Source organism: Lysinibacillus fusiformis (assembly GCF_003049525.1).
GTDB classification, from domain to species: domain Bacteria; phylum Bacillota; class Bacilli; order Bacillales_A; family Planococcaceae; genus Lysinibacillus; species Lysinibacillus fusiformis.
Genome location: NZ_PYWL01000002.1, coordinates 142,135 through 167,605 on the forward strand (window position 1 = coordinate 142,135; position 25,471 = coordinate 167,605).

The window sequence follows — 25,471 nt, forward strand, 5'->3', positions numbered from 1 at the left end:
ATGTTACGAATGATGATGAATAGTAAAATCCACCGTGCAACAGTGACTCAGGCGGATTTAAATTATGTGGGGTCCATAACAATTGATGAGGATATTTTAGATGCAGTCGGTATGCTGCCAAACGAAAAGGTACATGTTGTTAATAATAATAATGGCGCTCGTTTTGAAACGTATATTATTGCAGGTGAGCGTGGTTCAGGTGTAATCTGTGTGAATGGAGCGGCAGCAAGACTCGTACAGCGTGGCGATATTGTCATCATTATTTCCTATGCGTATGTGGATAATGATGAGGCAAAGAATCATAGACCGACTGTGGCCATTATGGGAGAAAGCAATACGATTAAAGAAATGATTTCCTATGAGCCTGAAGCAACGGTGATGTAAGACAAGAGAATTGTCCAGAATCAACAATGAGGAAAGTTGCTGGAAATTGAATTAAATAGGAGGATGGCAAGGCTCAATTAGTGTAGCCGAATAGCCATCCTCCTTTTTTATGTGATTAAAACTACTACAAAAGTACTGGTAAAATTTTGTTTTTCTAACTATTAAACTAGTTTGTGAAATTAAAATTTTACAAATGTTCTAGTATTTTATGAGATATTTATGTAGAATTTAGTTGTTAGTACATCATTTTACTAGTGGAGGTATCATTTGTAATGGAAAATAAACGTAATAAATTTTTAACAGCTACTGCAGCAGCATTGGCTATCACAGCGGTAGCAGCGGCACCAGCATCAGCAGCTAGTCCATTTTCGGATGTAAAGGAAAGTCATGCGGATTATAAGGGCATTTCGACACTTTATGCGGCAGGTATTATTAGTGGATTCCCAGATGGTACATTCAAACCTGATACAAATGTCACGCGTGGACAAGCTGCAAAAATGATTGCAGGCGCATTAAAGCTAGACACGAAAGAAGTTGTGAATCCAAACTTTAAGGATATTGATACAGCTAATACGTATTACGGCCCAATCGCTGCATTAGTAGGATTAAAAGTTGTTTCAGGCTATGGAGACAACACATTCCGTCCAAACCAAACGATTACACATGGTGATTTGGCAAAAATCTTATCATCTATTCCTAACTTACCAGAATTAGAAGGTGCTAAAAATCACGAAGCTAGTAAAAGCGTAACACGTGGACAACTAGCAACATTGATTGCAGAAGCTCTCACAAAATTAAACACAGAAACGCCTGAAAAACCGGAAGATGCATTTACATTATCAGTTCTACATGTGAATGATACACATGCACGCGCAAATGAATTACCGAAACTAGCAACTGCTGTAAAAGAGCAACGTGAAACAAAGAAAAATGTTTTAACATTACATGCTGGCGATGCATTTAGCGGTACTTTATACTTCAACGAATTCCATGGTCAAGCAGATTTAGCGCTATTAAATGAAATTGGCTTTGATGCTATGGTATTTGGTAACCATGAATTTGATTTAGGTTCATCACCTGAAGGACATCAAGCACTTGCAGACTTTGTTAAAGGTGCTAAATTCCCATTTGTGGGTGCCAATACAGATTTCTCAGCGGATGATAAATTTAAAGGTTTATTTACAGATTTAGTTTCAAGTGAGCCTGAAAACGGTAAAATCTATTCAGGTATTGTAAAAGAAATTGATGGAGAAAAAGTCGGTATCTTCGGTTTAACAACAGAAGAAACTTTGGATATTGCTTCTCCAGGTAAAGTGAAATTTACTAACTATATTGAAGAAGCGAAAAAGGCAGTAGCTGCATTTGAGGGTATGGGCGTTAATAAAATTATCGCTTTAACGCATATTGGTTACAATGATAATCCAAATGTAGATAATGATATTTTACTAGCTAAAAACGTACCAGGAATCGATATAATTGTTGGTGGACATGACCATACAAAATTAGACGAGCCATTTGTTGTAGATACGAACACTGTAGGCGAAGCAAAAGATGCAACATTAATCGTACAAGCTAATGAGTATGTAAAATATTTAGGAACACTGGATGTAACATTTGATGGCAAAGGTGTTGTCACTAAGTACGGTGGCGAATTAATCGACCTTGGTAAAGTTGCTGAAGATGCAGCATTAGTAAAATTACTAGCGCCATATAAAGCAAAAATTGATGAAGTCAACAACAAGGAAATTGGTGTGAAAATTACTGAAGAGTTAGCAAATCCACGTGCAACTGAAACAAACTTAGAAAGTGTACGTAGCAATGAAACAGCTCTAGGTAATATCATTACAGATGGTATGTTGGCAAAAGCACAAAAATATACGGATAAAACAGTTGTCATGGCACTACAAAATGGTGGTGGTATTCGTGCAGCGATCCCAGCCGGCAATATAACTGTTGGACAAGTGATTACAGTATTACCATTCGGTAACACATTAGCATTAATGGATGCTACAGGAGCTGAGCTTAAAGCAGCATTTGAAGTTTCCTTGAAAAATGCACCTAAAGAAAATGGTGGTTTCCTACACATTGGTGGAGCAAAATTACAATATGATTCATCAAAAGAAGCAGGCTCACGTGTTGTTTCAATCGAATATTTAGATAAAGCAACTGGCAAGTATGTTGCACTAGAAGATGGTAAAACATATACTGTGGCAACAAATGCCTTCACAGCTAAAGGTGGAGACGGCTTTGATATGTTTGCTAAAGCATATGAAGAAGGTCGTGTAACAGATTTAGGCTTATCTGATTGGGAAAACCTACAAGAGCAATTACTATCATTAAAAGAAGTGAAAACAACAGCAGAAGGTCGTATTGTTGATGTTGCTAAAAAGCAATAATCCCTTCGAAAGAATAGCTTACAAACGACATTCGCTTTAAATTATGTCACATCGCTATTTCCGCAACCTTAAGGATAACCCTGAGGTTGCGGTTTTTTATTGTACGGCAGTATAAGGGATTGAATATTAGACGGCATATAGGGGAGAAAGGATGCCGCTGAACTAAATATATGATAAAATTCTTCTTATCTAATGTGACTGTGAGTTGAGATGTATGATGGAAAGTCAAAAATATGCCATTGTGGATTTGGAGACAACGGGTCATTCACCAGCAAATGGGGACCGGATGATTCAAATTGCCATTGTTATTATGAAGGATTGGGAAATTGAGCGTACCTATACGAAATTTATTAACCCGGGAAAAGCCATTCCATCGTTCATTCAAGATTTAACGCATATAACGAATGAGGATGTTAAGGATTCATACCCTTTTGAGGAACATGCGGATTACATATATGAGCTACTGGCTGATTGTGTGTTTGTAGCCCATAATGCCGATTTTGACTTATCATTTTTACAGGCGGAATTTAAACGGGCTGGCCTTCCAAAGTGGCAAGGTAAAAAAATGGATACAGTAGAGCTGGCAAAAATTTTGTTTCCGATGTCACTCGGCTTTAAGCTAGGAGACTTGGCGGCAGATTTAAATATAGAGTTGGCCAATGCGCATCGAGCAGACGACGATGCCCGTGCTACTGCTGAGCTGTTCAAATGTTGTTGGAAAGAGCTTTTAAATCTTCCTCAATTAACATTAGAACAAATGCATAAGCGTTCATTTCGCTTAAAATCGAATATTTCTCAGCTTTTTTTCGAGGCATTGCAAATAAAACGTCAACATAAAACAAGCGATGAGAATGTGCATTATTACCGGAATTTTGCGATTTGTAATGGTCGTAATAAACATGACCATGCATCAGAGACGATTGATTATCCGCAAACAGTGGCTGATAAAACGGCATTAATGACAAAGGCCCTCCCCAATTTTGAGGAACGTCCAGCTCAATTTAAGATGATGGATACGATTTGGCAAGCTCTACATGAACAAAAGGAATGTGTAATTGAAGCCTCTACGGGTATTGGCAAAACGGCGGGATATTTACTGCCAGCCATCGTATATGCTCGTACTGTCCATAAAAAAATCGCCATTAGTACCTATACATCCTATCTGCAAGAACAGCTTGTAGAGGAAGAGCTACCAAAGATAGAAAAAATCTTGGGAACAAAAGTAAATATTTGTGTACTCAAGGGGATGCAGCATTATATTGATCTAGATCGTTTTGAACAATCCATGGCATATGCGGACGAATCCTATGATGATACGTTTTCTATTTTACAGATTCTCGTTTGGCTGACGAAAACAGAGACCGGTGTGTTAAGTGAGCTGAATGTTTCAGGTGGGGGACAACTGTTTTTAGAGAAAATCCGCAAAATACCAAATGACAAACCATCTAAAGGGTTTGATTTCTATGAACAAGCGTTAAAGAACAGCGCATTTGCTGACTGTATAGTGACAAATCATGCTATGGTGTTAAGTGATTTAGTTCGTCAAACGCCGATATTTACACAAATAGATGGCTGGGTCATTGATGAGGCACATCAATTTATACAGGCTGCGATGCAACAGGATGAAATTGTCTTCTCCTATACGCAATGGAAATATATTTTTGGTCAAATTGGCACAATGGAAGACACAGGACTTTATCAACTTTTTTGTGAAGCGGCGAAGAAGAAACAACGTGTGTCCATGCAAAGTTTACAGCGACTGGATGCTCATTTTATACGGTTACAACGTGCATTTGATGAGACTATTCAACGAGCGGCACAAAGCATGCAACAACAGATGAAAGGCAAGCGAGCTAGTAGTAAGTGTACATTATTTATAGAGGATGTAACGCTTGCCAAAGAGTCATTTTTACAAGTAAGCAAATTAACGCAGCAATGGCTTGATCTTGCGACTGAAGCAGCTCAAGGATTTGAAAATAATATTGAGCAATTAGATAAAAATGATAGGTATATTTTATCCGAATGGCATTATTGGATTCGAGAAGTGAAAATTAAAATTGCAGAGTGGGAAGACATTTTCCTGTCATCGCACGATGGAAGTTCGGTTTGGCTAGAATTCGATGTTCGAAGTGTTCCTGGCAGTTTACATGTTTTTAAGAAGCCAGCCAATGTCACACCGATTATTGAACAAGTGCTAGCACCTCTTCGCAAGCAAGCGAGCATTGTATGGACATCAGGTACATTAATGGTACCAGGCAATGAGCGTTTTGTTACACGACAATTAGGAATTTCTGATAGCGTTGAAGTGATAAAACTACAGGCACCGCCAGCCTATTACGCAGGTGCAAAAGCATTTATTGTCACGGATATGCCAGATATTCAGCATGTCAGCCAAGAAGAATACATTGAGGCAGTTGCTCATGCGATTACGAGGACTGTTAGAATGACGGAAGGTCGTTGCTTTGTGCTCTTTACAGCTCAGGATATGCTGCGGAAAACAGTCGAGCTCATTCAAGATAGTGAACTTTTAGATGATTATATGCTTTTTGCGCAAGGTGTTACAGGTGGTAGCCGTATGCGCATTCTAAAATCATTTCAAAAATTTAGCCATGCTGTTCTTTTTGGAACAAACAGTTTCTGGGAGGGTGTCGATGTTCCTGGAGATGCTCTTGCCTCTGTTATCGTTGTACGGCTGCCATTCTCTTCACCAGAAGAGCCTGTCTTTAAGGCGAGAGCGAAGCATCTTACAGCGCAAGGACGCAATTCCTTCACAGAGTTGTCATTGCCTGAGGCTATTATGCGCTTTAAGCAGGGCTTTGGTCGCTTAATTCGTTCCTCTCAGGATAAAGGCGCATTTATCGTCCTAGACCGTCGAATAACTAGCAAATCCTATGGGAAAGAATTTATTAAAGCACTACCGCCAATCGATGTAAAGAAATTGCAGCTACCCGAATTATTAAAAGAACTGAATCATTGGCAAAAATAAAAATTACCCCTTTTAGCATGAGCTAGAAGGGGGTTTTTTTAAGTGGTTGCCTATACATTTATGATGAGGGTTATGACTGTTTGTTGTTATGTTCCTCATCAAAAAGATTGGCATTTCGAACAATCTTAGTAATATAGCTCATAACGATTTCTGTTGCTTGTTGGGCATCATAGCTTTTTCGATTATTTAAAAGGTTAGTAAACATACCTTGCCAAATTAAGAGTGTGATTTCATTAATGGCATCTACATTACCCTCGGTTAAATAGCCTTCTTTTAAAGCGATCTCTAACATAGAACGTCCCCGTTTTGTCAGACTGTGCTGAAACAGTATAGTCTTTAAATCTTCAGGAATATTAATTAAATCATTGGGGTAAAAGTTATAATAATTTTCCAATAGTTTTTCAGGTGTTTCCCCTAAATCCATAATAAAGACGGCATGAAAAATTTGTGGCTGTTTGAAGGAGTATTGGCAAAAACATTCCCAGGCTAATAAATATTTATCAATAGGGTCCTTGCCTCTTTCTATGTAACGAGCAACTTCGTTTGTATAGTCTTGCATGCATCTCATCGATGCAAAAAAGAGGAGATGAGAGATTTCTGAAAAATAATTGTAAATGGTTGCACTGTTATAACCAGCCCTATCGGCAACCTTTCTAATCGTGACATTTTCCACTCCTTCTTCTTCAATAATTTCCGCTGTGGCGTCTACAAAGTATTTCCACATACGACTCCTTTGTATTTCCTTTTTTTTCAAAGTAATATCCCCCCGACGTACAATGGTCATGTAAAATTATTAGTTTAATTCATATATTTACCATTTATAAGCTAGTTTAACCTTATTATAGCATAACAATTTTTATTTCCATCTCCCATTATAGCATTAGCATTTAGCATTTTCAGTGTTGTACATTGGATTTTCAGATGATATACTAATCACAATTATTTTATAATCATGATTACTAAATAATTAAGATTCTGAATAATTAGACGAAGTGGATGCAAGAATAAAAAGTTCAAACACAAGGGGAGGATTTATTTAATGAGTAAAAAAATTGTGACACAATTTGAGTGTACATATGAAACGATTGAAAACACATGGATTGAAATAGCAGACGGCACAAAGCTTTCTAGCCGAATTTGGTTACCGACCGTGGCGGCAGGACAAAAAGTACCGGCTATCCTGGAGTATATTCCTTATCGCAAAACAGATGGAACGAGAGCGAGAGATGAGCCTATGCATGGGTATTTTGCAGGACATGGCTATGCTGTTGTACGAGTAGATATGCGAGGTTCTGGTGAGTCAGATGGCTTATTAAAAGATGAGTATTTAAAGCAAGAGCAGGATGATGCGCTTGAAGTAATTGAATGGATCGCTAATCAAAGCTGGTGTGATGGCAATATCGGGATGATGGGGAAATCATGGGGCGGATTTAACTCTCTGCAAGTAGCTGCTCGCAGACCAAAGGCATTAAAGGCGATTATTACAGTAGGCTTCACGGATGATCGCTATAATAATGACATTCACTATAAGGGTGGTTGTTTATTAAATGATAATTTCTGGTGGGGCTCTATTATGTTAGCGTATCAACTCCGTCCGATTGATCCTCACATTGTTGGCGATAGCTGGCGTGAGAAATGGATGGAGCGCTTAGAAAATATGCCTTTATGGATGGCGCAGTGGATGGAGCATCAAACAAGAGATGACTACTGGAAGCATGGTTCAGTTTGTGAGAATTACGATGACATCGAAATCCCTGTTTTTGCACTAGATGGTTGGGAAGATTCCTATACGAACACAGTCTTAAGTTTAATGGAAGGGCTTTCTGTTCCTAGAAAAGGCATTATTGGCCCATGGGCACATGTTTACCCACATGATGGAGTTCCTGGTCCAGCAATGGGCTTTTTACAAGAGGCCGTGAAATGGTGGGATCATTGGTTAAAAGGGATTGACAATGATGTAATGGATGGACCAATGGTGAATGTTTGGGTTGAAGAAAGCATGGAACCTTCTGTTAAGAAACCAGTCAGCCATGGCTATTGGATTGGACTAGAATCATGGCCAACAGCGGAAGAGGTACAAACGAAAGCGTATCAACTGACACACGGGAAATTAGTAGAGCATCGTAGTGATCAACAAGAACAGGTGCAATTAAAAACACCACAAAACCACGGACTATTATCGGGAGAATGGATGGGTGCTGGAGTACTAGGTGAAAGTCCAGCAGATCAACGAATTGATGATGGAATGGCTATGGTTTTTGAAACGGACATGCTAGAGAATCCACTAGAGATTGTGGGTTATCCGAAGTTTGAAGTGGAATTAATGAGTGATAAACCACATGCGATGTTATTTACGCAGTTGTCAGATGTAGCACCAAATGGAGCTGTTACTCGTGTATCCTATGGGGTGATGAATTTAACACATTTGAATGGTCATGACCATGTAGAACTGTTAACTCCTGGTGAAAAAGTAAAAGCCTTTGTGCAATTAGATTGCTGTGGACATCAATTTAAAGCAGGGCACCGTTTACGCTTATCATTAGCAACAACATTTTGGCCTATGTTTTGGCCGATGCCAGAAGATGCTACATTGACATTAAATCTTGAAACAGCTACTTTCACATTACCAACCTTCCATGGACATCAAATAGCTGGACCAAATATGAATCCTGAGAGTGCACCATTAACACCTATAACAACTCTCCAAGAAGGAAGAGTGGATCGTTCTATTTCATACGATATTTTAACAGATACATGGACATGTATTACAGATGGGGTTGGAGGCGTTTTTGGTGAAGGGATATATCGCTTTGATGACATTGATGTCACGGTAGAACATAATTTGAAGCGGGAATTAACCTTAACGAATGCTGATCCATTGTCAGCTCAGTATACAATCTATCAAAAAATGAAAATAGGTCGTGAGGGTTGGTGGATTGATGCTGATATTACGGTTACTAAAACATCTACTCTAGAAAACTTCCAAATTGCTGGGGAAATGGCGATCAAAGAAAATGACAAACAGGTCTTCCATAAGGAATGGGATCAAAAAATTAAACGTCATGGCATGTAAATAACATATAAGGGGTAAACATATGGAAGCTAAGTTAAAAAAGAATACAGCTACTTTAGTTATTTTAGCTGTTTCAGGTGCATTAATTTATGCATTACCGTATTTTAGAAATTACTATTATGATGTCTTTCTCGATGCATTTCATTTGACGAATACTCAAATGGGGACACTTGGTAGTGCATATGGTGTTTGTTGTTTAATTTCCTATATTTTTGGAGGATTTTGTGCAGATCGTTGGAAAACGAAATATTTATTAACTATTTCTCTAGTGGCCACAGGGTTATTAGGTTTTACATTATTACTGTATCCACCATATCCAGTGCTTCTCCTCATCCATGCTGCTTGGGGAATCACGTCCATTATGACATTTTGGGGAGCACTAGTAAAAGCAGTACGTTCTTTAGGTTCTGAAAATGAACAAGGAAAAGCTTTTGGATTTTTTGAAGGTGGCCGTGGCGTAACCAATATTATTCAATCTGCTGTGATTTTAGGGATATTTGCTTTTTTTGCGAAGCATATGAGTGATAAAATGGCACTCTCAGCGGTTATTACGGTGTATTCTGTCATTTGTCTTTTGTTAGGGTTCATGATTATGATGCTTTATAAAGACCCCGATCAAGGGACTGTAGCTAGTGAGGATAAAGATGGTAGTAAATCATTTGATTGGGCCGTCCTTTGGAAAGTGTTAAAGATGCCAACAACTTGGCTTGCAACTATTCTTATTTTTACGTCTTATGCGATGATCATTAGCTATTATTACATCACACCTTATGCAACAGCCGCATTTGGTGCATCTACGTTAATTGCTGCTGCTTTAGGCTACTTTTCTCAGTATTGTCGACCAATCGGCAGTTTTAGTGCAGGCATTATTGGTGACCGGATAGGTGTGTCTAATATGGTGTTAATCGGCTATATATTATTAGCACTAGGCTTAGTGGGACTTATCTTATTACCAGGCAAAGCTTCCTTTATCCTGATGCTTTTAATATTTATCGGGATTATTTATACATCAATGTATGCTTTGCAGGCGATGCATTTTGCTATTTTAGTAGAAGGGGATTATCCTGTTGAATCAACAGGAACAGTATCCATGCCGCTAATGATTATTGGCTATAGTGGGGAAATCTTTATGCCAATCATTGCAGGCGCTTGTTTAGATTATTGGGGTGGCACAGCAGGCTATAAAGTATTCTTCGGTATATTATTAGGTTTAGCTATAATTGGATTCGTTACAGTAGTCATTTGGCAACGGGTAACGAAAGAAAAACGCAAGGAGATTGCATTGCAAAGAAAGCTTGCGAAGGAACAGGTGCTTACTTAATTTAGCATCAAAAAAAATTCATAGAATGTCTTCCACTGAAATAAAAGATGACTTTGGTATAAGCCGAAGTCATCTTTTTCGTCAAAAGATATCACAGGGTGGACGCCTCTTGATTAGTCTCTGAATTTATATCATTCTGTAAAAATTCCACGCGGTTTCTACCATATTCCTTTGCCTGATATAAAGCTTTATCACATCTTGATAATAAGGAATGAATCGTATCGCCAATGACAAAACTTGTCACACCAAAGCTACTCGTTTTTTGATGAACAACTGGAAATGAATGTTGTTCAAGTTGCTGTCGTAGATTTTCAGACAGTTGCACAGCATCCTTTAAGCGAGTGTTTGGACAAACTACTAAAAATTCCTCGCCGCCCCATCTACCAACAATGTCTTCTACTCGTACATGATTTTTTAAAATGTCTGCTGCATGACGTAACACAAGATCACCCACTTGATGTCCAAATTCATCATTCACAGCTTTAAAATGATCAATATCCAACAAGATAATCGATAGGGGTGTGCCGTTTCCTGTAGCTTGCTTAAATTCTTTTTCTAATACGTCATCTAAGCGTACACGATTTGGTATTTGAGTGAGTCGGTCTGTGTTTGCTAATGCTTCAAGCTCAAGTTTGGCTGCTTCAAGCTCTTTTGTCCGTTCTTGAACTTTATATTCTAATGTTTCATTTAGTGTTTCTTGCATGAGTTGATGCTCTTTTTTTATAATGTTGATTTTATCGCCCAATGCTAAAGATAAAAAAATGGATTCAAAAATAGCACCAATGGCTGGTACTTCCTCAAAAACTCGTGGATGGAATGGAATAATACTTAAAAAGGCCAGCGCTTGAACAATGATGGAGCTTAGTAAAACTGTCCAGCCAATGATATAGTATCGAGCCATCTTTTGCCCTTTTTTGAAAACGAAAATGCCAGACAGCCATAGAAAGATAAAGACTACTACCGCAAAGGTAGTTGTGAAATTATTAATAAATGCAACATCAGGGAGTATAAAAGATGCCATTAAAGAACAGATGGTGATCCATAAGAGTAGTTTTCCGATTGTATGGAATGACGGTAGAAATTTTTTTAACTCCAAAAACTGAAGACAAAATAGGAGCATAAATAAAAGCAGTAGATTGCCGCTAATTGTTAATGATTTAATAAAAAATTCTTGCGACAACCAATTGCCTAATAATTCTATGTCTAGTGAATTTAACGTTGCTTGATAAAAAATAAAACTTAACATATATAAAACATAGAAAAAGTAAGCTTTATCCTTCAGTGAAAAAAATAAAAATAAGTTATAAATTAAAAGAGCTGATAAAAAACCATAGAAAATGCCAGTTAAAAATTTATATTCACTCATCTTATTTGTAAAACTTATTTCCGTATATAAAAAGGAGGTAATACTTAGTGGTAATGTCCCATCTAACTTAATAAAAATTTCTTGAATAGAAGGGTCTTGGATGTGAAATAAATTAGAACGAGATGGAAGAGATTGTTCCCCTAGATTAGCAATGCCTCTTCGTTGCACATCATAGGAGCCATCCGCTTTTACCGAGAACAACTCAATGCTATCTAATTTATCTGTCACCTCTAGCCAATAAGGTTCCTCTTTATCTAATAAAATCTTGTCCATAGGTAAGCGTAACCAAATGGTATCTTGAGTATGCCAAAAGAATGGATAGGGTTGATTGCTGGCCACAAAGAGATGGTCATAAGTGCCGTTCAATATATCTTCAATAGGGACCTTTTTTGATGGATCTCGAAAAATTTCATAATGCTCTCCTACTATAATAGGGTCTACTAGCTCATCTGTTGGGCTCATAGCACTTACAGGTGGTATAAGGATGATAAAAGAAAGGGTAAAACAAATCAAAAACAGTGTTTTTCTGATCCTTTTGTTTTTCATCAAAAATTCATTGCTCCCATTCTACCGTTACTAGGTGAAGTTGAATAGCTACAACATTTGTTTAATTTTCTCTTTTTAGAAATTTAAGTTAATTGATACCTCCTTATTATAGACTATAACAGCAAGATTGAGGACGAAATAAATGGAAACTTCCTGATAATATGAGGTCTAGTAAATGATAGGGAGGCTTTCAATATGTCAAACATTCAGAAATTCAATGATTTACATGAATCGCAGGAGCTTTTATTTTTAGGGAATGCTTGGGATGTGTTATCAGCGCTCATATTAGAAAAAGCAGGTTTTCAGGCGATTGGTACAACTAGCTGGGGGATTGCGAATTCACTGGGCTATGCAGACGGGGAACTGATTGATTTTCAGCGTCATTTGGCCATTATTCAAGCTATAACAGAGCAAGTAAATATCCCCGTATCAGCGGATATTGAAGCGGGATATGGTCATGATGAACAAAGCATTATTGACAATGTGTTAAGGACGGCTGATGTTGGAGTAGCAGGAATTAATATTGAAGATTCATTCAAACATCAAGTAGGCTTAAGAAGTCTTACAGAACACTGTCATTTGCTTACAAATATGAGGTCTATGTTAGATAATCGTGGTTATCAAAATTTTTTTATTAATGCTAGAACAGATACGTATTTTCAAGTTGAACAGCCATATCAAGAAACGATGACTAGAGCAATGGCTTATGTCGAGAGCGGAGCAAGTGGTGTTTTTATCCCAGGCTTAACAAATGTGGATGAAATAAGAGCTATCACAAGCAATGTGGATGCACCGATCAATCTCCTTTCTTTACCAGGTTTAACAAATTGCCAAACATTAAAAGAATTAGGGGTAAGACGCATGAGTTTTGGCAATGCACTTTCGGATAAAATCATTGCCTATTTGACAGCGCATACTGCACAATTAGTAAAAGACCAAGATACTTCTACTTTATATGTGTAATCTATGAAAATGAGGTGAGCCATTCGTGGACAATGCAATCCATTTATCCTTTGAGGAGAAGTGGGAAAAGATTATAGCCTGTGATCAAACCTATGATGGCCTATTTTATACGGCGGTTAAAACGACTAAAATTTATTGCCGTCCTTCCTGTAAATCAAGAAAGCCAAAAAAGATGAATGTTGATTTTTATGAATCTATTCAAGAAGTCGAGACAGCGGGCTATCGTGCATGTAAACGATGTCAGCCTGAAATCGAATGTTCACCGCATACACAATTGATTCAACAGGTAACAGCTTTTATCATTAGTGCGTATAAACAAAAGGTAACCTTGCAGGATATGGCAGAGCATGTTGGTATTAGTCCATTCCATCTTGAGCGACTATTTAAACAAGTGACAGCGGAGACGCCTCGAGCCTATCTTGAAAAAATAAGAATTGATAAGGCGGCTCACCTTTTAAAACATACAGACTATACAAATTTGGAAATTTGCTATGAAGCTGGGTTTCAAAGTCCGTCTAACTTCTATAAAGTGTTTCGACGATTAAAAAATTGCTCGCCCACACAATATCGAAATCTTTCATAGGAAGGGGAAGGCTATGAACTGGATGAATCACGCTCATTTTGTAGAAATCGAACCTCCAGCCGAATTTGATTTTACAGAGTGTTGGATGTTTTTAAAACGATCCAATCAAGAAATTCTCCACCAAATAAAAGAGGATGTTCTCTTTAAATTACTAAAAATAAAGGATCAGCTAATTTTATGTAGAATAAGTGAGCAAGCTTATAAAATGAAAGTAGAATTTCCCATGAATCAGCCATCACTCCATGACAGAGAAGGAATTGTACGCTATCTTATAGAATGGTTTGATTTAGAAACGGATTTGGCTTGTTTTTATCAGATGGCTAACAAGGATAATATTTTACAGCCATTGGCAGAAAAATATAGAGGATTACGTTTATTGGGAATACCTGACTTATTCGAGGCTCTCGTGTGGGCTATTATTGGACAGCAAATTCATTTAACGTTTGCCTATACACTTAAAAAGCGCTTCGTTGAACAATTTGGACACAGTGTTACCTTTGAAGGGGAAAGCCACTGGTTATTTCCAACACCCGAAAAAATAGCTACTATTCAAGTGGAGGATTTAAGGAACCTTCAGTTTACGCAAAAAAAGGCAGAGTACATCATTGATATTGCGAAAAGTATAGCAAACGGTCAATTGACCAAAGAAATGCTACGCCAAAAAAAGGATTACGAGGACATGAAAAAAAGTTTAATGGCTATTCGGGGCATTGGGGCATGGACGGCTGACTATGTGTTAATGAAATCTTACCAAGAGCTATCTGCGTTTCCCATTGCAGATGTGGGTCTACATAATGCTCTAAAAAGGCAATTAGGGTTAGAACGAAAACCTACGATTGAGGAAATTACCCACTATTCGCAACATTGGCAAGGATGGCAGGCTTATGCAACTTTTTACTTATGGAGGTCACTATATGAAACAGTTTAAATTAGATTATAAATCACCGATTGGCATGATTGAAATCGAAGGAAATGAAGAAGCAATTGATGGCATTAATTTTGCAGAACGACAAGAGCTCATCCATGTTCCTCAACAAGACACACCTGCAGTGCTACTAGAATGTGCTAAGCAAATACATGAATATTTTATTGGTGAACGACATGAGTTTTCTTTTCCCTATGTTTTTAAAGGAACAGACTTTCAACAAGCCGTTTGGCATGCTTTACCTAGCGTAGGCTACGGTGAAACAGCTTCCTATAAAGATATTGCTGTGGCTATTCACAATGAAAAGGCAGTGAGAGCAGTTGGTAGTGCCAATGGTAAAAATAATATTAGTATCGTCGTTCCTTGTCATCGAATTATTGGTTCTAATGGATCTTTGACTGGATATGGTGGTGGAATGTGGCGTAAAGAATGGCTTCTTCAACATGAACAATCTCATCAATTAAAGGGCAATGCCAAAAAAGGCTAATTACACCTAGTCCATCTGGCCACCTCGACCTGTATAAAAAAGTGGTTATTGCAAAAAATAAGACCGTCAATATGGCGGTTTTAATGATTAGTCTTTATCATTTTATCGCTTCTTATGACACCTCTCTGCTAAAAAATTAGCTAGGAGTAAAAATGATAAAGGAGGTGTACTCATGAGCGTGCTCTATAGAATCGCATTAGTGTTAGTCATTATAGGGGCAATCAACTGGGGACTCATTGGATTCTTTAGGTTTGATTTAGTGGCTTATTTATTTGGCGGGCAAACAGCGGTTTTATCGCGATGGATTTACGCACTAGTCGGAATCGCTGGTTTAATTACTTTACCAATTTTGGTGAAGCGATTTGAAGACGAGGAAGACATAGATACTTATACGCGTATCGATCGAAATCCTAGCTATGGCATGGAGGCTGGGGAAGAAGCGGATTTCACTGAAGTAAAGAAGACAACTGAAGTGAAAAAAGTGGACAAGAAAGACAATATGTAAGCTTATGATAAAAACTGGTGGCCATATTTGGTTCGTCAGTTTTTTTCAAATAGGTGAAAAACTTGCGTAGTCCATTTAATGACTACGCAAGTTATCTTTATGCTTGATTGCTTGGGAAGGCAAAGGATGATGTAGTGTCATGATCTTGTGTGATCCATTTTTCTGAAATGGTCTTTGTTTTTGTAAAGAAGCGTACTTGATCTGGTCCAAACATATGTCCCTCACCAAATCTTGAGCGTTTCCAGCCACCAAAATTATGATAGCCTACTGGAATGGGGATAGGTACGTTCACGCCAACCATCCCTACTTCAATTTCAGTGGTGAATTTACGAGCAGCTGCACCATCATTCGTAAAAATTGTCACGCCATTACCCAGTTCATGTGCATTGATTAAGGCAATCGCTTCATCCAATGAATCCACACGAACCATATTGCGGGCTGGTCCAAAAACCTCCTGCTCATAAATTTCCATACCTGGTTTAACATGATCGAGGAGAGTAGGACCTAGATAAAACCCTTTTGATTGTTTGGCAATTTTCGGATGTCGTCCATCACAAACAATGGTTGCGCCTTCCTGTAGGCTACGATCAATATAGCCAATAATCGTTTCCTTCGAATGCTCTGTAATAACTGGACCGAAATCAACGTCGGGGTCTGTATAAGGTCCCACTTTTAATTTGGCAATTTTATCAGCTAGGATCGTGACTAATTTATTTGCCGTATCCTCCCCTATAGGGATAATGGTAGAGATTGCCATACACCGTTGAGAAGCTGCCCCATAGGCTGCACCTAAAAAGGCATTTGCGACCTGCTCTAAATCAGCGTCTGGCATGACAACCATATTATTTTTCCCACCGCCAAGCGCAGTCACACGTTTCCCATGTTTAGAAGCCGTGACGTAAATAGCTTCTGCAACAGGAGTGGACCCTACAAAGGAAACTGCTTCAATTAGTGGGTTGGATAGAAGCTCATTGACAGCATCTTTATCACCGTTAATGACCGTCCATACGCCTTCTGGTAAGCCTGCCTTTGTCCATAGCTCTGATATATATAGCGCAGAACAAGGGACACGCTCGGATGGCTTTAAAATTACACAGTTTCCAACAGCGACAGCCATGCTTGTAATGGCTAGTGGGACCATAACAGGAAAGTTAAACGGTGAAATGGCAGCCACTATGCCTAATGGTGCTTTTGTGGAATAAGCATTAATTTGACCACCCACATTAACGGAATACTCACCTTTTAGTAAGTGTGGGGCATTGATGGCTAAATCAACCGATTCTAAACCACGTGTAATCTCGCCCTTCGCATCTTCTTTGGTTTTGCCGCTTTCCTTACAAATCATATCGATGAGTTCATCCATATTGTCTGTCAGTAATTGTCGAAACTTGAGCATTATTTCTGCTCGTTTCCCAACGGATAATGCGCGCCATGCAGGGAATGCTTTTTGGGCAGCATTGATCGCTTCTTTTACCTCTTCATGTGTTGCTAGGGGAACTCGCGCAATGACAGAACCCGTGCTTGGATTGTATACATCAGAAAAATGTCCACTTTTTCCTAAAACAGTTTGTCCATTAATAAAATGGCCTAATTCTTGAATATCCGTATTCGTTATCATTGAGCTGTCCTCCTACAATTTTATAGCATGTAAGGCTTGTGTGAATTTTTCCACAAGGAAGTTAATCTCCTCAGAGGAGACGATTAGTGGAGGAGATAGCGTTAAAACATTATTGTAGCCTGCAACAGTTACACCGTTCTTGCCAATAATTAGCCCCTGCTCCTTACATTGCGCAATAACCTTATTAACGAGTGTGACATCTAGTGGGGCTTTGCTCTTTTTGTCTTGTACAAGCTCTATACCGATCAAAAGCCCTTTTCCACGAATATCCCCGACATATGGATGTTCCTTTAATTGCTCTTGTAAAGTTTTAAGGAGCGTTTCTCCTAACGTAGCGGAATAGTTAAATAAATTTTCCTCTTCCATTATTTCAATATTTTTTAATGCTACGGCACAAGCAGCTGGCGAGCCACCAAAGGTGTTAACATGGCGGAAGAAATCATAATCGTCATTCCCTGCAAAAGCCTCATAAATTTCACGTCGAACAGCAGTAGCAGATAGTGGCATATAAGCGCTTGTTAAGCCTTTAGCCATTGTCACAATATCAGGCTGTATGCCGTAGTTTTGGAAACCAAAAGCTTTGCCTGTACGCCCAAAGCCACAAATCACTTCATCCACAATTAATAATGCACCATGTTTTTCACAAACTGCTTTAACCCCTTGTAAGTAATTCTCATGGGGCATGATCACACCGCCGCCAGTAATGATTGGCTCCATAATGACAGCAGCAATAGAATCAGACATTTCCCAGGTCATGACATGGTCGATCGCTTGCACAGATGGCAATGCACATGGATCTTTACTTTTAATATGGTCTTCATTGGCACGATACGAATCAGGTGGCGTGACATGGATAAAACCAGGTGCCAATGGCTCATATTTGTATTTTCGCTGAGCTTGTCCAGTTGCCGCTAAAGCCCCCATTGAGCTCCCGTGATAAGCACGATAACGAGAAATAATCTTCGTTCTATTGACATGTCCTTTTTGTTGATGATACTGTCGAGCGATTTTGAAGGCAGCTTCATTCGCTTCAGAACCACTGTTCGAGTAAAAGACGACATAATCATCTCCTAATAGTTCACTAATCTTTTCACTTAATTGAATGGCAGGGATATGTCCAACAGATAACGGTGTATACGTATTTTCTAGTAATTGATCATAGGCAACTTTAGCAATTGCCTCTCGACCATAACCAACATTTACACACCATAAGCCTGCCATAGCATCTAAATAGCGTTTTCCTTCAGTGTCGGTAATCCAGGCACCCTTAGAAGATTGGACAATCATCGTTGCTTTTGGGTTGTATGGCTTCATGGAGTGCCATACAAATTGTTCATCTTTGACTTGCCAATTTGGTCTTGTTACATTGGTCACTACATTCACTCCTTAAACAAGTAATGGCTGAACATGCATACGTCTTAAGTCAGATGTGGACAATAAAAATGCAAAGTCGTCCCCATTTGTACTTTATATGTATGCCTTACCAGTTTTAGAAGGAATATTTTGTGATAGAAAATTCTGATAATTAAATGACTACATAGCCATTATTAATGTGTTAAAACATCCTCTATTAAAAAGGCAATATACAAATTTGTCTTAGTAAAGGGATTACTCAAGTCCATATCTAAAAGCATTTCAATTTTTTTTATTTTATAAAGAACCGTGTTGCGATGAATAAACTGACGCTCACTAATCCTACTTGTACTGCCGTTTTCCTCAAGAAAAATGCGTAAAAATGGTACATAATCTGTGTTGTGCACATCATCATAGTGGTAGAGATGACCAAGAATATCCTGGCTGAAGGATTTCATGAGTGCTTGATTTTGCACAGCCATAATAATTTTATAGGCACCTATTTCTTTATATTTATATAAAAAACGATTGTTGTGGAGCTGCGCTAAATGAATGACCGTTAATGATTCATCATAGCTTTTTCGGACATTTTCAAGCTCTTTATGATAGTTGCCTTTTCCAATAATCATATCCAAGCAACCATTTTTTAACGTAATTTTTTCATAGATTTCTTCAACGATTTTTGAGAAGGGTATATTTGGTGTATTGATCTGTGTTTTATCAATTAAAAAGATGAGGTAGTTTTTATGTTTTAATTTTAAGAAGCGTTGATAGCGATTTTGAAAAGCGAACTGCACCAATACCTCATATCGATCAATGGAGGCTTGAGTGCCGACTGTTGTGCAAGTAATGATGGCTAATTCTCTTCCTTGAGGAAAACCAAGCTGTGCTAGTTGATCCTTCATGCTGTTAGCGTTTTGTTTGTAATGGAATAATAAATTGAACAGAACTTTTTCTTCCATGGATAGCTCCTGATGGTGGTTGGCGATAAACTGAAAGGTCGTTTTTAATAGATCGGCAATTCGATAATTCCATGGCATTTGAAAAATAGGGAAATCATATTGATTGGCAAATGAGATGACGGCCTCTGGAATATTAGGAATGAATGGACCTGTATTAATAATAAAACCAGCTACTTTTTTGGCGTAGGCTTGTTTCACAAGTTGTTCTAATGAATTTACATCTGCATTTAAATGAATACCAGTTGTGACGACTAATTCATTGGGTCTACAAAACATGATTAAATCATTGCTTTCAACAACATTAATACCAGTAACTCTTCGATACGTACCACTATGTCCAGCGACTAATGTGAGCATTGGGAATTGAACTCCCTCCACGATTTTACGAATCGTACCCATATTCCCCCCCCTTAATTATGAACATAACTTACCATATATGATGTGCAGTTGCACATATTTTTTTAGTTTTCTATCCATATCTCTCAAATTTTATCTATTTTAGAATGTTTAATAACTACTGTGAAAGAGAGGACTTGCATATGTATAAATGTAATAGTAGACGATTGCGAGAGTTAATTGAACAATTTAGTCAATTTGGGGCTACTGAAAATGGTGGCGTCACACGTTTGTCTCTTTCGGATGAGGATGTATTAGCACGAAACTATTTTTGTGAGTGTTGTGAAGCTTTAGGTATGGATATTCATGTGGATGATATGGGCAATATTTATGCGACTCTTGCTGGGAAAAAGGATGTGCCACCAATCGTTATGGGTTCCCATTTAGATTCGGTGGAAAAGGGTGGAAGATTCGATGGTGTATTAGGCATATTAACTGCTATCGAGGCAATACGAACGATTAAAGAAAATGAAATTGAAGTGGATATTCCGCTCATGATTGTCAATTTTACGAATGAAGAAGGGGCTCGTTTTGACCCAGCAATGATGAGTTCGGGGGTTATCACCTCGAAATTTGACAAAGAAAAGATGCTACAATCCACAGATAAAAATGGTGTTCGTTTCCACGAAGCGTTACAAGCAAGTGGGTATGAGGGAGAGCAAGCCAATCGTCTGAAGGAAGCACTTGCTTATATCGAATTGCATATTGAGCAAGGGCCAGTGTTAGAAGCGAAACAACATGAAATTGGGGTTGTAGAAGGTGTGCTTGGCATGGTTTGCTACGAAATTACAATTACAGGGCAATCGAATCATGCTGGTACGACTCCCATGACAATGCGGAAAGACCCAATGATTGTTGCCTCAACGATCATAACTGAGTTACATGAGCAATTAGGAAAGATTGATGAGCAATTAGTGTTTACATTTGGCCGTCTGAATGTTTCGCCAAATATTCACACAGTCATCCCTAATCAGGTGACATTTACGATTGATTCTCGTCATCAAAATCCTGAGGTGATGGAACAAGTTGAGGATATTCTTCTTGCGCTACCCGAAACTGCAGGAGGATGTAATATCCACCCAGTAAAGTTATGGGGTAGGGAAACCGTGTATTTTGATACAGCTATTTGTAATGAGGTAGAAAGAGCCTGTCAGAGCTTCGGTTATACTGTACATCGCATGTTTAGTGGAGCAGGACACGATGCCCAGTATATGGCGAGTATGGTTCCATCGGCAATGATTTTTGTTCCAAGTATTCAAGGGAAGAGTCATTGTGAGGAAGAGAAAACAACCTTTGAGGATTGTGCAAAGGGAGCAGATATTTTGCTAGAAACGGTTCTAACGCTACAAACAAAATTTAGTATGGGCGAAACTTATACATTGCATTAAACATGAAGTATTCTCTAATTTTGTGATGAAGGGTGAGGGGCACAGTGAAAAAAATGATTAAAGGTGGAAGAGTAGCAACTGCTGCGGATGCATATGAGGCAGATATTTTAATAGATAATGGCAAGATTGTGCAAATCGGGCAAAATTTAAGTGAGGATGGCGCTGAAATCATTGATGCAACTGGGAAATATGTGTTGCCAGGGGGGATTGATCCTCATACGCATTTAGATATGCCATTCAATAATACAGTGACAGATGATGATTGGAAGTCAGGAACGATTGCGGCGGCTTTTGGTGGGACAACCACTATTTTAGATTTTTGTTTAACAGCTGGTGAAGAAAAATTGTCAGCGGCCGTAGAAAGATGGCATGACAAAGCCAAAGGAAAGTCTGCTATTGATTATGGTTTCCATTTAATGATTGGTGATTTAACGCCTGAAACCGAAGCCGAATTACCTCAAATTTTAGAGCAAGAGGGAATTACCTCTGTCAAAGTCTTTATGGCATATGCTAAAGAGTTCCAGGCTTCAGATCGAACACTTTTTAAGGCGTTTAAAATTGCCAAAGATCTTGGAGCATTGGTGATGGTCCATTGTGAAAATGGCTCTGTGATTGATGAACTTGTCGAGGAAGCAAGACGTGCAGGCCATAAGGAGCCGATTTATCATGCATTAACACGTCCGGCTGAATTAGAGGGAGAGGCAACAAAACGTGCCATCGAATTAGCGCATATTGCTGGAGCAAAGCTATATGTAGTGCATGTAACATGTAAAGAAGCGGTGGATGAAATTATTGCTGCTCGTGAAAAGGGCTATGACGTCTATGGTGAAACATGTCCACCCTATTTAACACTTGATCAATCAGCTCTTGCCCAGCCAGGCTTTGAAGGAGCCAAGTATGTTTGGTCACCTCCTCTTCGCCCGAAATATCATCAAGAACATTTATGGAATGCCCTAAAGGCGAAACAGCTTCAGACAATTGGCTCTGACCAATGCTCCTTTAGCTTTAAGGGTAAAAAACAGTTAGGCCTAAATGATTTCTCAAAAATTCCAAATGGAGGGCCTTTCATTGAGGATCGTTTCAGTATTTTATATTCTGAAGGCGTTGCCAAAGGTAGAATTTCGATTCATGAATTTGTCGATATGATTTCAACAAGTGCTGCAAAAATATTTGGTTTATTCCCGCAAAAGGGAACAATCGCCATCGGCTCTGATGCAGATATCGTTATTTTTGATCCAGAGGCAAAACGCCAAATTTCGGCTAAAACACATCATATGAACGTCGACTATAACCCATATGAGGGATGGGAAGTGACTGGCGAGCCTGTTAGTGTGCTAGTACGTGGCGAATATGTCATTAAAAATAAAGAATTTGTTGGTGTACTAGGTAGCGGACAATATATTAAACGTCCATTAAAAACAGTAGCTGCGGAAGCCTTGAAGATTTAGCTTCCTTCAGTTTAGGACCGATTGTTTTGGCTGGAGAACAAAACAATCGGTCTCGTAATTGGTGCACGGAAAAAAGAACACATGAGGGGGATGTGGAATGGTTCCGATTCAAGAAAATGCGATGACCTTGCAGCTTAAACGTAATTTTGTGGAATTAAAAAACAAGATGACAAAGAATGAGGCTATTGAGGAAGCCAATCGTTGTCTTTATTGTTATGACGCACCATGTATTAAAGCTTGTCCGACAAGTATTCAAATTCCAAATTTCATAAAAAAAATCGCATCTGGTAATATGAAGGGCTCTGCTACGACTATATTAGAAGCAAATCCTATTGGTGCAAGCTGTGCAAGGGTTTGTCCAACGGAAGAATTATGCGAAGGAGCGTGTGTCTTAAATTCTTCAACAAAGCCAATCAAAATTGGGGAGTTACAGCGTTATGCAACGGATTGGGCAATGGAAACGAATGCTCAGCTATTTAAACAGGGGCCAAGTAATGGTCATAAGGTAGCCATTATTGGAGCTGGTCCTGCTGGTTTATCGGCTGCACGTGAACTAAGTCGTTTTGGCTATCAAGTAACTATCTATGAGGCTGAAGCGAAGGCAGGTGGCTTAGGTAGTTTTGGTATTGTAGCGTTCCGATTACCTAATGATGTTGTTGATTGGGAAGTCGAGCAAATTGAACAGCTTGGAGTGGATATTCAAACTAATATGACGGTTGGCGTCGATATTACTGCCGATGAAATTTTGGGAGAATATGACCATGTTATTTTAGCTGTCGGTATGGGGGCTGTTCCCAATCTAGGCATTGAGGGAGAAGATTTAGATGGTGTCCACGATGCTATTGAGTTTGTCAGAAAAACAAAAATGGGGCCGCTTACAAATGAGATTGTAGGAAAACGTGTTGCTGTTATTGGTGCCGGAAATACAGCGATAGACGGTGCTACAAGTGCAGTGCGTTTAGGGGCAGAGAATGTCCAAATACTTTATCGAAGAACGCAAAAAGAAATGACTGCCTATCAATTTGAATATGAATTTGCGAAGCAGGATGGTGTGGAATTTAAATGGCTCACAGCACCAAAGAAGATTATTGGCAATGAGGATGGCAGGGTAACAGGTATTGAATGCGTGAAAATGAAGCTTGGTGAACCTGGGCCTGATGGTCGACAAAGACCAGAGGAATTACAGGGCTCTAATTTTATTATTGAAGTGGATGCGGTCATTAAAGCCATTGGGCAAACTCGTTTTGTTTCATTAATTGAAGCATTTGGTTTAGCCCATACAAATGGCGTTGTTGATATAGATGAGACGACGATGCAAACGTCCAATGACAAAGTGTTTGCATGTGGAGACGTTGTCTTTGGCAATGGACAGGGAGAAGCGATGGTGGTGACTGCTGTACAGCAAGGAAAAGATGCAGCATACAAGATTCACGAACGTTTAAGAAAACCAAGTGAGATTGCATAAAGGGGGAACTTACATGGCAGACTTACGCATTAACTTAGCAGGCATCCAATCGCCGAATCCATTTTGGTTGGCATCCGCACCGCCTACAAATTCTGGTTATCAGGTACAACGCGCATTTGAAGCAGGATGGGGTGGTGCTGTATGGAAAACATTGGGGGATCCAATTTTAAATGTATCCTCCCGTTTTGCGGCTGTTAGTTTTAACGGCCAGCGTGTAGCGGGCTTCAATAATATTGAATTAATTACAGATCGACCGTTAGAAGTAAATTTACAAGAAATTTATGAGACAAAAAAGAAATTTCCTAATCACGCGATTATAGCCTCTTTAATGGTGGAGCCAAAGCAAGAAAAGTGGCATGAAATCGTAAAACGTGTAGAAGATGTGGGGGTTGATGGTCTTGAGCTTAACTTTGGTTGTCCACATGGGATGGCAGAGCGAGGCATGGGTTCTGCCTCTGGTCAAGTCCCTGAACTGGTGGAAAAACAAACGTACTGGGTAAAGGAAGCGGCACGTACACCTGTTATTGTGAAATTAACACCAAACATTACGGATATTACAGTTACGGCAGAAGCAGCTAAAAGAGGTGGAGCAGATGCCATAAGTATGATAAACACGATCAATAGTTTGGCAGGTGTAGATTTAGATACTTGGAATACAGTTCCTCATGTTGCTGGTAAAGGGGCGCATGGTGGCTATTGTGGTCCAGCTGTAAAGCCGATTGCACTCAATATGGTAGCAGAATGTGCTCGTAATCCATTAGTCAATGTACCGATTTCGGGCATTGGCGGAATTTCTAATTGGCAGGATGCCGCAGAATTTATATTAATGGGTGCAACAGGCGTTCAAGTTTGTACAGCAGCGATGCACCATGGCTTTAGTATTGTGGAGGATATGATTGATGGGTTGAACAATTATTTAGACGATAAAGGTTTAGCTTCCGTCATGGACTTAGTAGGTCGCTCCGTTTCAAGATATTCAAACTGGGGTGATTTAGACTTAAATTATAAAATTGTCGCAGAAATTAATAATGATGTTTGTATTAATTGTAACAAGTGTCATATTGCTTGCGAGGATACGTCACATCAATGTATTGATCTTTATACAGAAAATGGACGTCCATTGCTAAAAGTTCGTGAAGAAGACTGCGTTGGTTGTAATCTATGCTCTATTGTTTGTCCAGTAGATGGTGCCATTTCTATGGTTGAACGTAAATCAACCGTTCCACCGATGACATGGAATGAACGCCAATCGCTCATTAGCAGTCTCTCAAAATAAAGACTTTTCATCTTTATTCAGTAGTAGACA

The 25,471-nt window shown here is 38.9% G+C and carries 19 protein-coding genes; 14 read left to right on the forward strand and 5 right to left on the reverse strand.

Going from position 1 to position 25,471, the window contains the following annotated elements; all coding sequences use genetic code 11:
- The 3 genes from panD (at position 1) to dinG (ending at position 5,766) form a co-directional block, all read left to right on the forward strand.
- Positions 1-384: an aspartate 1-decarboxylase gene (panD, locus tag C9J29_RS05660; protein ID WP_107921773.1), complete on the forward strand. Its 384-nt coding sequence runs from the start codon at positions 1-3 to the stop codon at positions 382-384.
- A 272-nt stretch (positions 385-656) separates the two neighbouring features.
- On the forward strand, positions 657-2,780 hold the full coding sequence (locus C9J29_RS05665) for a 5'-nucleotidase C-terminal domain-containing protein (RefSeq protein ID WP_089986581.1): 2,124 nt from the start codon (positions 657-659) through the stop codon (positions 2,778-2,780).
- Between the two features lie 214 nt (positions 2,781-2,994).
- The gene (gene dinG, locus C9J29_RS05670) at positions 2,995-5,766 is read left to right on the forward strand and encodes an ATP-dependent DNA helicase DinG (RefSeq protein WP_089986580.1); all 2,772 of its coding nucleotides are present in this window, start codon (positions 2,995-2,997) and stop codon (positions 5,764-5,766) included.
- Between the two features lie 70 nt (positions 5,767-5,836).
- Here the strand turns inward: dinG and C9J29_RS05675 are convergent, their stop codons facing one another.
- Positions 5,837-6,550 carry a TetR/AcrR family transcriptional regulator gene (locus C9J29_RS05675; protein WP_008176624.1) on the reverse strand — a complete coding sequence of 238 codons (714 nt, stop codon included), beginning with the start codon at positions 6,548-6,550 and terminating at the stop codon, positions 5,837-5,839.
- A 255-nt stretch (positions 6,551-6,805) separates the two neighbouring features.
- Here C9J29_RS05675 and C9J29_RS05680 point away from each other — a divergent pair, with 255 nt between their 5' ends.
- Positions 6,806-8,839, forward strand: a complete 2,034-nt coding sequence (locus C9J29_RS05680) for a CocE/NonD family hydrolase (protein WP_096363966.1) — start codon at positions 6,806-6,808, stop codon at positions 8,837-8,839.
- A gap of 22 nt (positions 8,840-8,861) precedes the next feature.
- Positions 8,862-10,160: an MFS transporter gene (locus C9J29_RS05685; RefSeq protein WP_008176621.1), complete on the forward strand. Its 1,299-nt coding sequence runs from the start codon at positions 8,862-8,864 to the stop codon at positions 10,158-10,160.
- 91 nt (positions 10,161-10,251) lie between these two features.
- Here the strand turns inward: C9J29_RS05685 and C9J29_RS05690 are convergent, their stop codons facing one another.
- Positions 10,252-12,072, reverse strand: a complete 1,821-nt coding sequence (locus tag C9J29_RS05690; RefSeq protein WP_237068756.1) for a sensor domain-containing diguanylate cyclase — start codon at positions 12,070-12,072, stop codon at positions 10,252-10,254.
- A gap of 195 nt (positions 12,073-12,267) precedes the next feature.
- Here C9J29_RS05690 and C9J29_RS05695 point away from each other — a divergent pair, with 195 nt between their 5' ends.
- From C9J29_RS05695 to C9J29_RS05715, 5 genes are all read left to right on the forward strand, one after another.
- Positions 12,268-13,035 (forward strand): isocitrate lyase/PEP mutase family protein, encoded by a 768-nt coding sequence (locus C9J29_RS05695; RefSeq protein WP_107921774.1) that lies wholly within the window; start codon positions 12,268-12,270, stop codon positions 13,033-13,035.
- A 25-nt stretch (positions 13,036-13,060) separates the two neighbouring features.
- Positions 13,061-13,618, forward strand: coding sequence for a bifunctional transcriptional activator/DNA repair enzyme AdaA (locus C9J29_RS05700; protein ID WP_008176615.1), 558 nt, complete (start codon positions 13,061-13,063; stop codon positions 13,616-13,618).
- A 13-nt stretch (positions 13,619-13,631) separates the two neighbouring features.
- Entirely contained in the window at positions 13,632-14,546 is a 915-nt protein-coding gene (locus tag C9J29_RS05705; RefSeq protein WP_089986576.1) for a DNA-3-methyladenine glycosylase family protein, read from the forward strand.
- The gene (locus tag C9J29_RS05710; RefSeq protein ID WP_089986575.1) at positions 14,533-15,030 is read left to right on the forward strand and encodes a methylated-DNA--[protein]-cysteine S-methyltransferase; all 498 of its coding nucleotides are present in this window, start codon (positions 14,533-14,535) and stop codon (positions 15,028-15,030) included. Before C9J29_RS05705 ends, C9J29_RS05710 begins: the two co-directional genes overlap by 14 nt.
- A 172-nt stretch (positions 15,031-15,202) precedes the next feature.
- A complete protein-coding gene (locus C9J29_RS05715) occupies positions 15,203-15,535 on the forward strand; it encodes a DUF378 domain-containing protein (protein ID WP_008176610.1) in 333 nt (110 codons plus the stop codon).
- 97 nt (positions 15,536-15,632) lie between these two features.
- Here the strand turns inward: C9J29_RS05715 and C9J29_RS05720 are convergent, their stop codons facing one another.
- The 3 genes from C9J29_RS05720 to C9J29_RS05730 all read right to left on the reverse strand — a co-directional run bounded on the left by C9J29_RS05720 (position 15,633) and on the right by C9J29_RS05730 (position 19,867).
- Complete coding sequence (locus C9J29_RS05720; protein WP_107921775.1) at positions 15,633-17,153, reverse strand: CoA-acylating methylmalonate-semialdehyde dehydrogenase; 1,521 nt, start codon at positions 17,151-17,153, stop codon at positions 15,633-15,635.
- A 12-nt stretch (positions 17,154-17,165) separates the two neighbouring features.
- Positions 17,166-18,527, reverse strand: coding sequence for an aspartate aminotransferase family protein (locus C9J29_RS05725; protein ID WP_089986573.1), 1,362 nt, complete (start codon positions 18,525-18,527; stop codon positions 17,166-17,168).
- A 173-nt stretch (positions 18,528-18,700) separates the two neighbouring features.
- Complete coding sequence (locus C9J29_RS05730) at positions 18,701-19,867, reverse strand: PucR family transcriptional regulator (protein WP_089986572.1); 1,167 nt, start codon at positions 19,865-19,867, stop codon at positions 18,701-18,703.
- Between the two features lie 140 nt (positions 19,868-20,007).
- On the opposite strand from C9J29_RS05730, the gene C9J29_RS05735 reads away from it, so the two are divergent.
- The 4 genes from C9J29_RS05735 to preA all read left to right on the forward strand — a co-directional run bounded on the left by C9J29_RS05735 (position 20,008) and on the right by preA (position 25,441).
- Entirely contained in the window at positions 20,008-21,252 is a 1,245-nt protein-coding gene (locus C9J29_RS05735) for a Zn-dependent hydrolase (protein ID WP_089986571.1), read from the forward strand.
- Between the two features lie 44 nt (positions 21,253-21,296).
- The gene (hydA, locus tag C9J29_RS05740; RefSeq protein ID WP_043990169.1) at positions 21,297-22,700 is read left to right on the forward strand and encodes a dihydropyrimidinase; all 1,404 of its coding nucleotides are present in this window, start codon (positions 21,297-21,299) and stop codon (positions 22,698-22,700) included.
- Between the two features lie 97 nt (positions 22,701-22,797).
- The gene (locus C9J29_RS05745) at positions 22,798-24,165 is read left to right on the forward strand and encodes an NAD(P)-dependent oxidoreductase (RefSeq protein WP_089986570.1); all 1,368 of its coding nucleotides are present in this window, start codon (positions 22,798-22,800) and stop codon (positions 24,163-24,165) included.
- Between the two features lie 13 nt (positions 24,166-24,178).
- Complete coding sequence (gene preA / locus C9J29_RS05750; protein WP_043990168.1) at positions 24,179-25,441, forward strand: NAD-dependent dihydropyrimidine dehydrogenase subunit PreA; 1,263 nt, start codon at positions 24,179-24,181, stop codon at positions 25,439-25,441.
- Positions 25,442-25,471: the final 30 nt, after the last annotated feature.

Coding starts and splice junctions, on each gene's coding strand:
- panD (WP_107921773.1), top strand. CDS start 1: ATGTTACGAATGATGATGAATAGTAAAATCCACCGTGCAACAGTGACT.
- C9J29_RS05665 (WP_089986581.1), top strand. CDS start 657: ATGGAAAATAAACGTAATAAATTTTTAACAGCTACTGCAGCAGCATTG.
- dinG (WP_089986580.1), top strand. CDS start 2,995: ATGATGGAAAGTCAAAAATATGCCATTGTGGATTTGGAGACAACGGGT.
- C9J29_RS05675 (WP_008176624.1), bottom strand. CDS start 6,550: ATGACCATTGTACGTCGGGGGGATATTACTTTGAAAAAAAAGGAAATA.
- C9J29_RS05680 (WP_096363966.1), top strand. CDS start 6,806: ATGAGTAAAAAAATTGTGACACAATTTGAGTGTACATATGAAACGATT.
- C9J29_RS05685 (WP_008176621.1), top strand. CDS start 8,862: ATGGAAGCTAAGTTAAAAAAGAATACAGCTACTTTAGTTATTTTAGCT.
- C9J29_RS05690 (WP_237068756.1), bottom strand. CDS start 12,072: ATGAAAAACAAAAGGATCAGAAAAACACTGTTTTTGATTTGTTTTACC.
- C9J29_RS05695 (WP_107921774.1), top strand. CDS start 12,268: ATGTCAAACATTCAGAAATTCAATGATTTACATGAATCGCAGGAGCTT.
- C9J29_RS05705 (WP_089986576.1), top strand. CDS start 13,632: ATGAACTGGATGAATCACGCTCATTTTGTAGAAATCGAACCTCCAGCC.
- C9J29_RS05710 (WP_089986575.1), top strand. CDS start 14,533: ATGAAACAGTTTAAATTAGATTATAAATCACCGATTGGCATGATTGAA.
- C9J29_RS05715 (WP_008176610.1), top strand. CDS start 15,203: ATGAGCGTGCTCTATAGAATCGCATTAGTGTTAGTCATTATAGGGGCA.
- C9J29_RS05720 (WP_107921775.1), bottom strand. CDS start 17,153: ATGATAACGAATACGGATATTCAAGAATTAGGCCATTTTATTAATGGA.
- C9J29_RS05730 (WP_089986572.1), bottom strand. CDS start 19,867: ATGGGTACGATTCGTAAAATCGTGGAGGGAGTTCAATTCCCAATGCTC.
- C9J29_RS05735 (WP_089986571.1), top strand. CDS start 20,008: ATGTATAAATGTAATAGTAGACGATTGCGAGAGTTAATTGAACAATTT.
- C9J29_RS05745 (WP_089986570.1), top strand. CDS start 22,798: ATGGTTCCGATTCAAGAAAATGCGATGACCTTGCAGCTTAAACGTAAT.
- preA (WP_043990168.1), top strand. CDS start 24,179: ATGGCAGACTTACGCATTAACTTAGCAGGCATCCAATCGCCGAATCCA.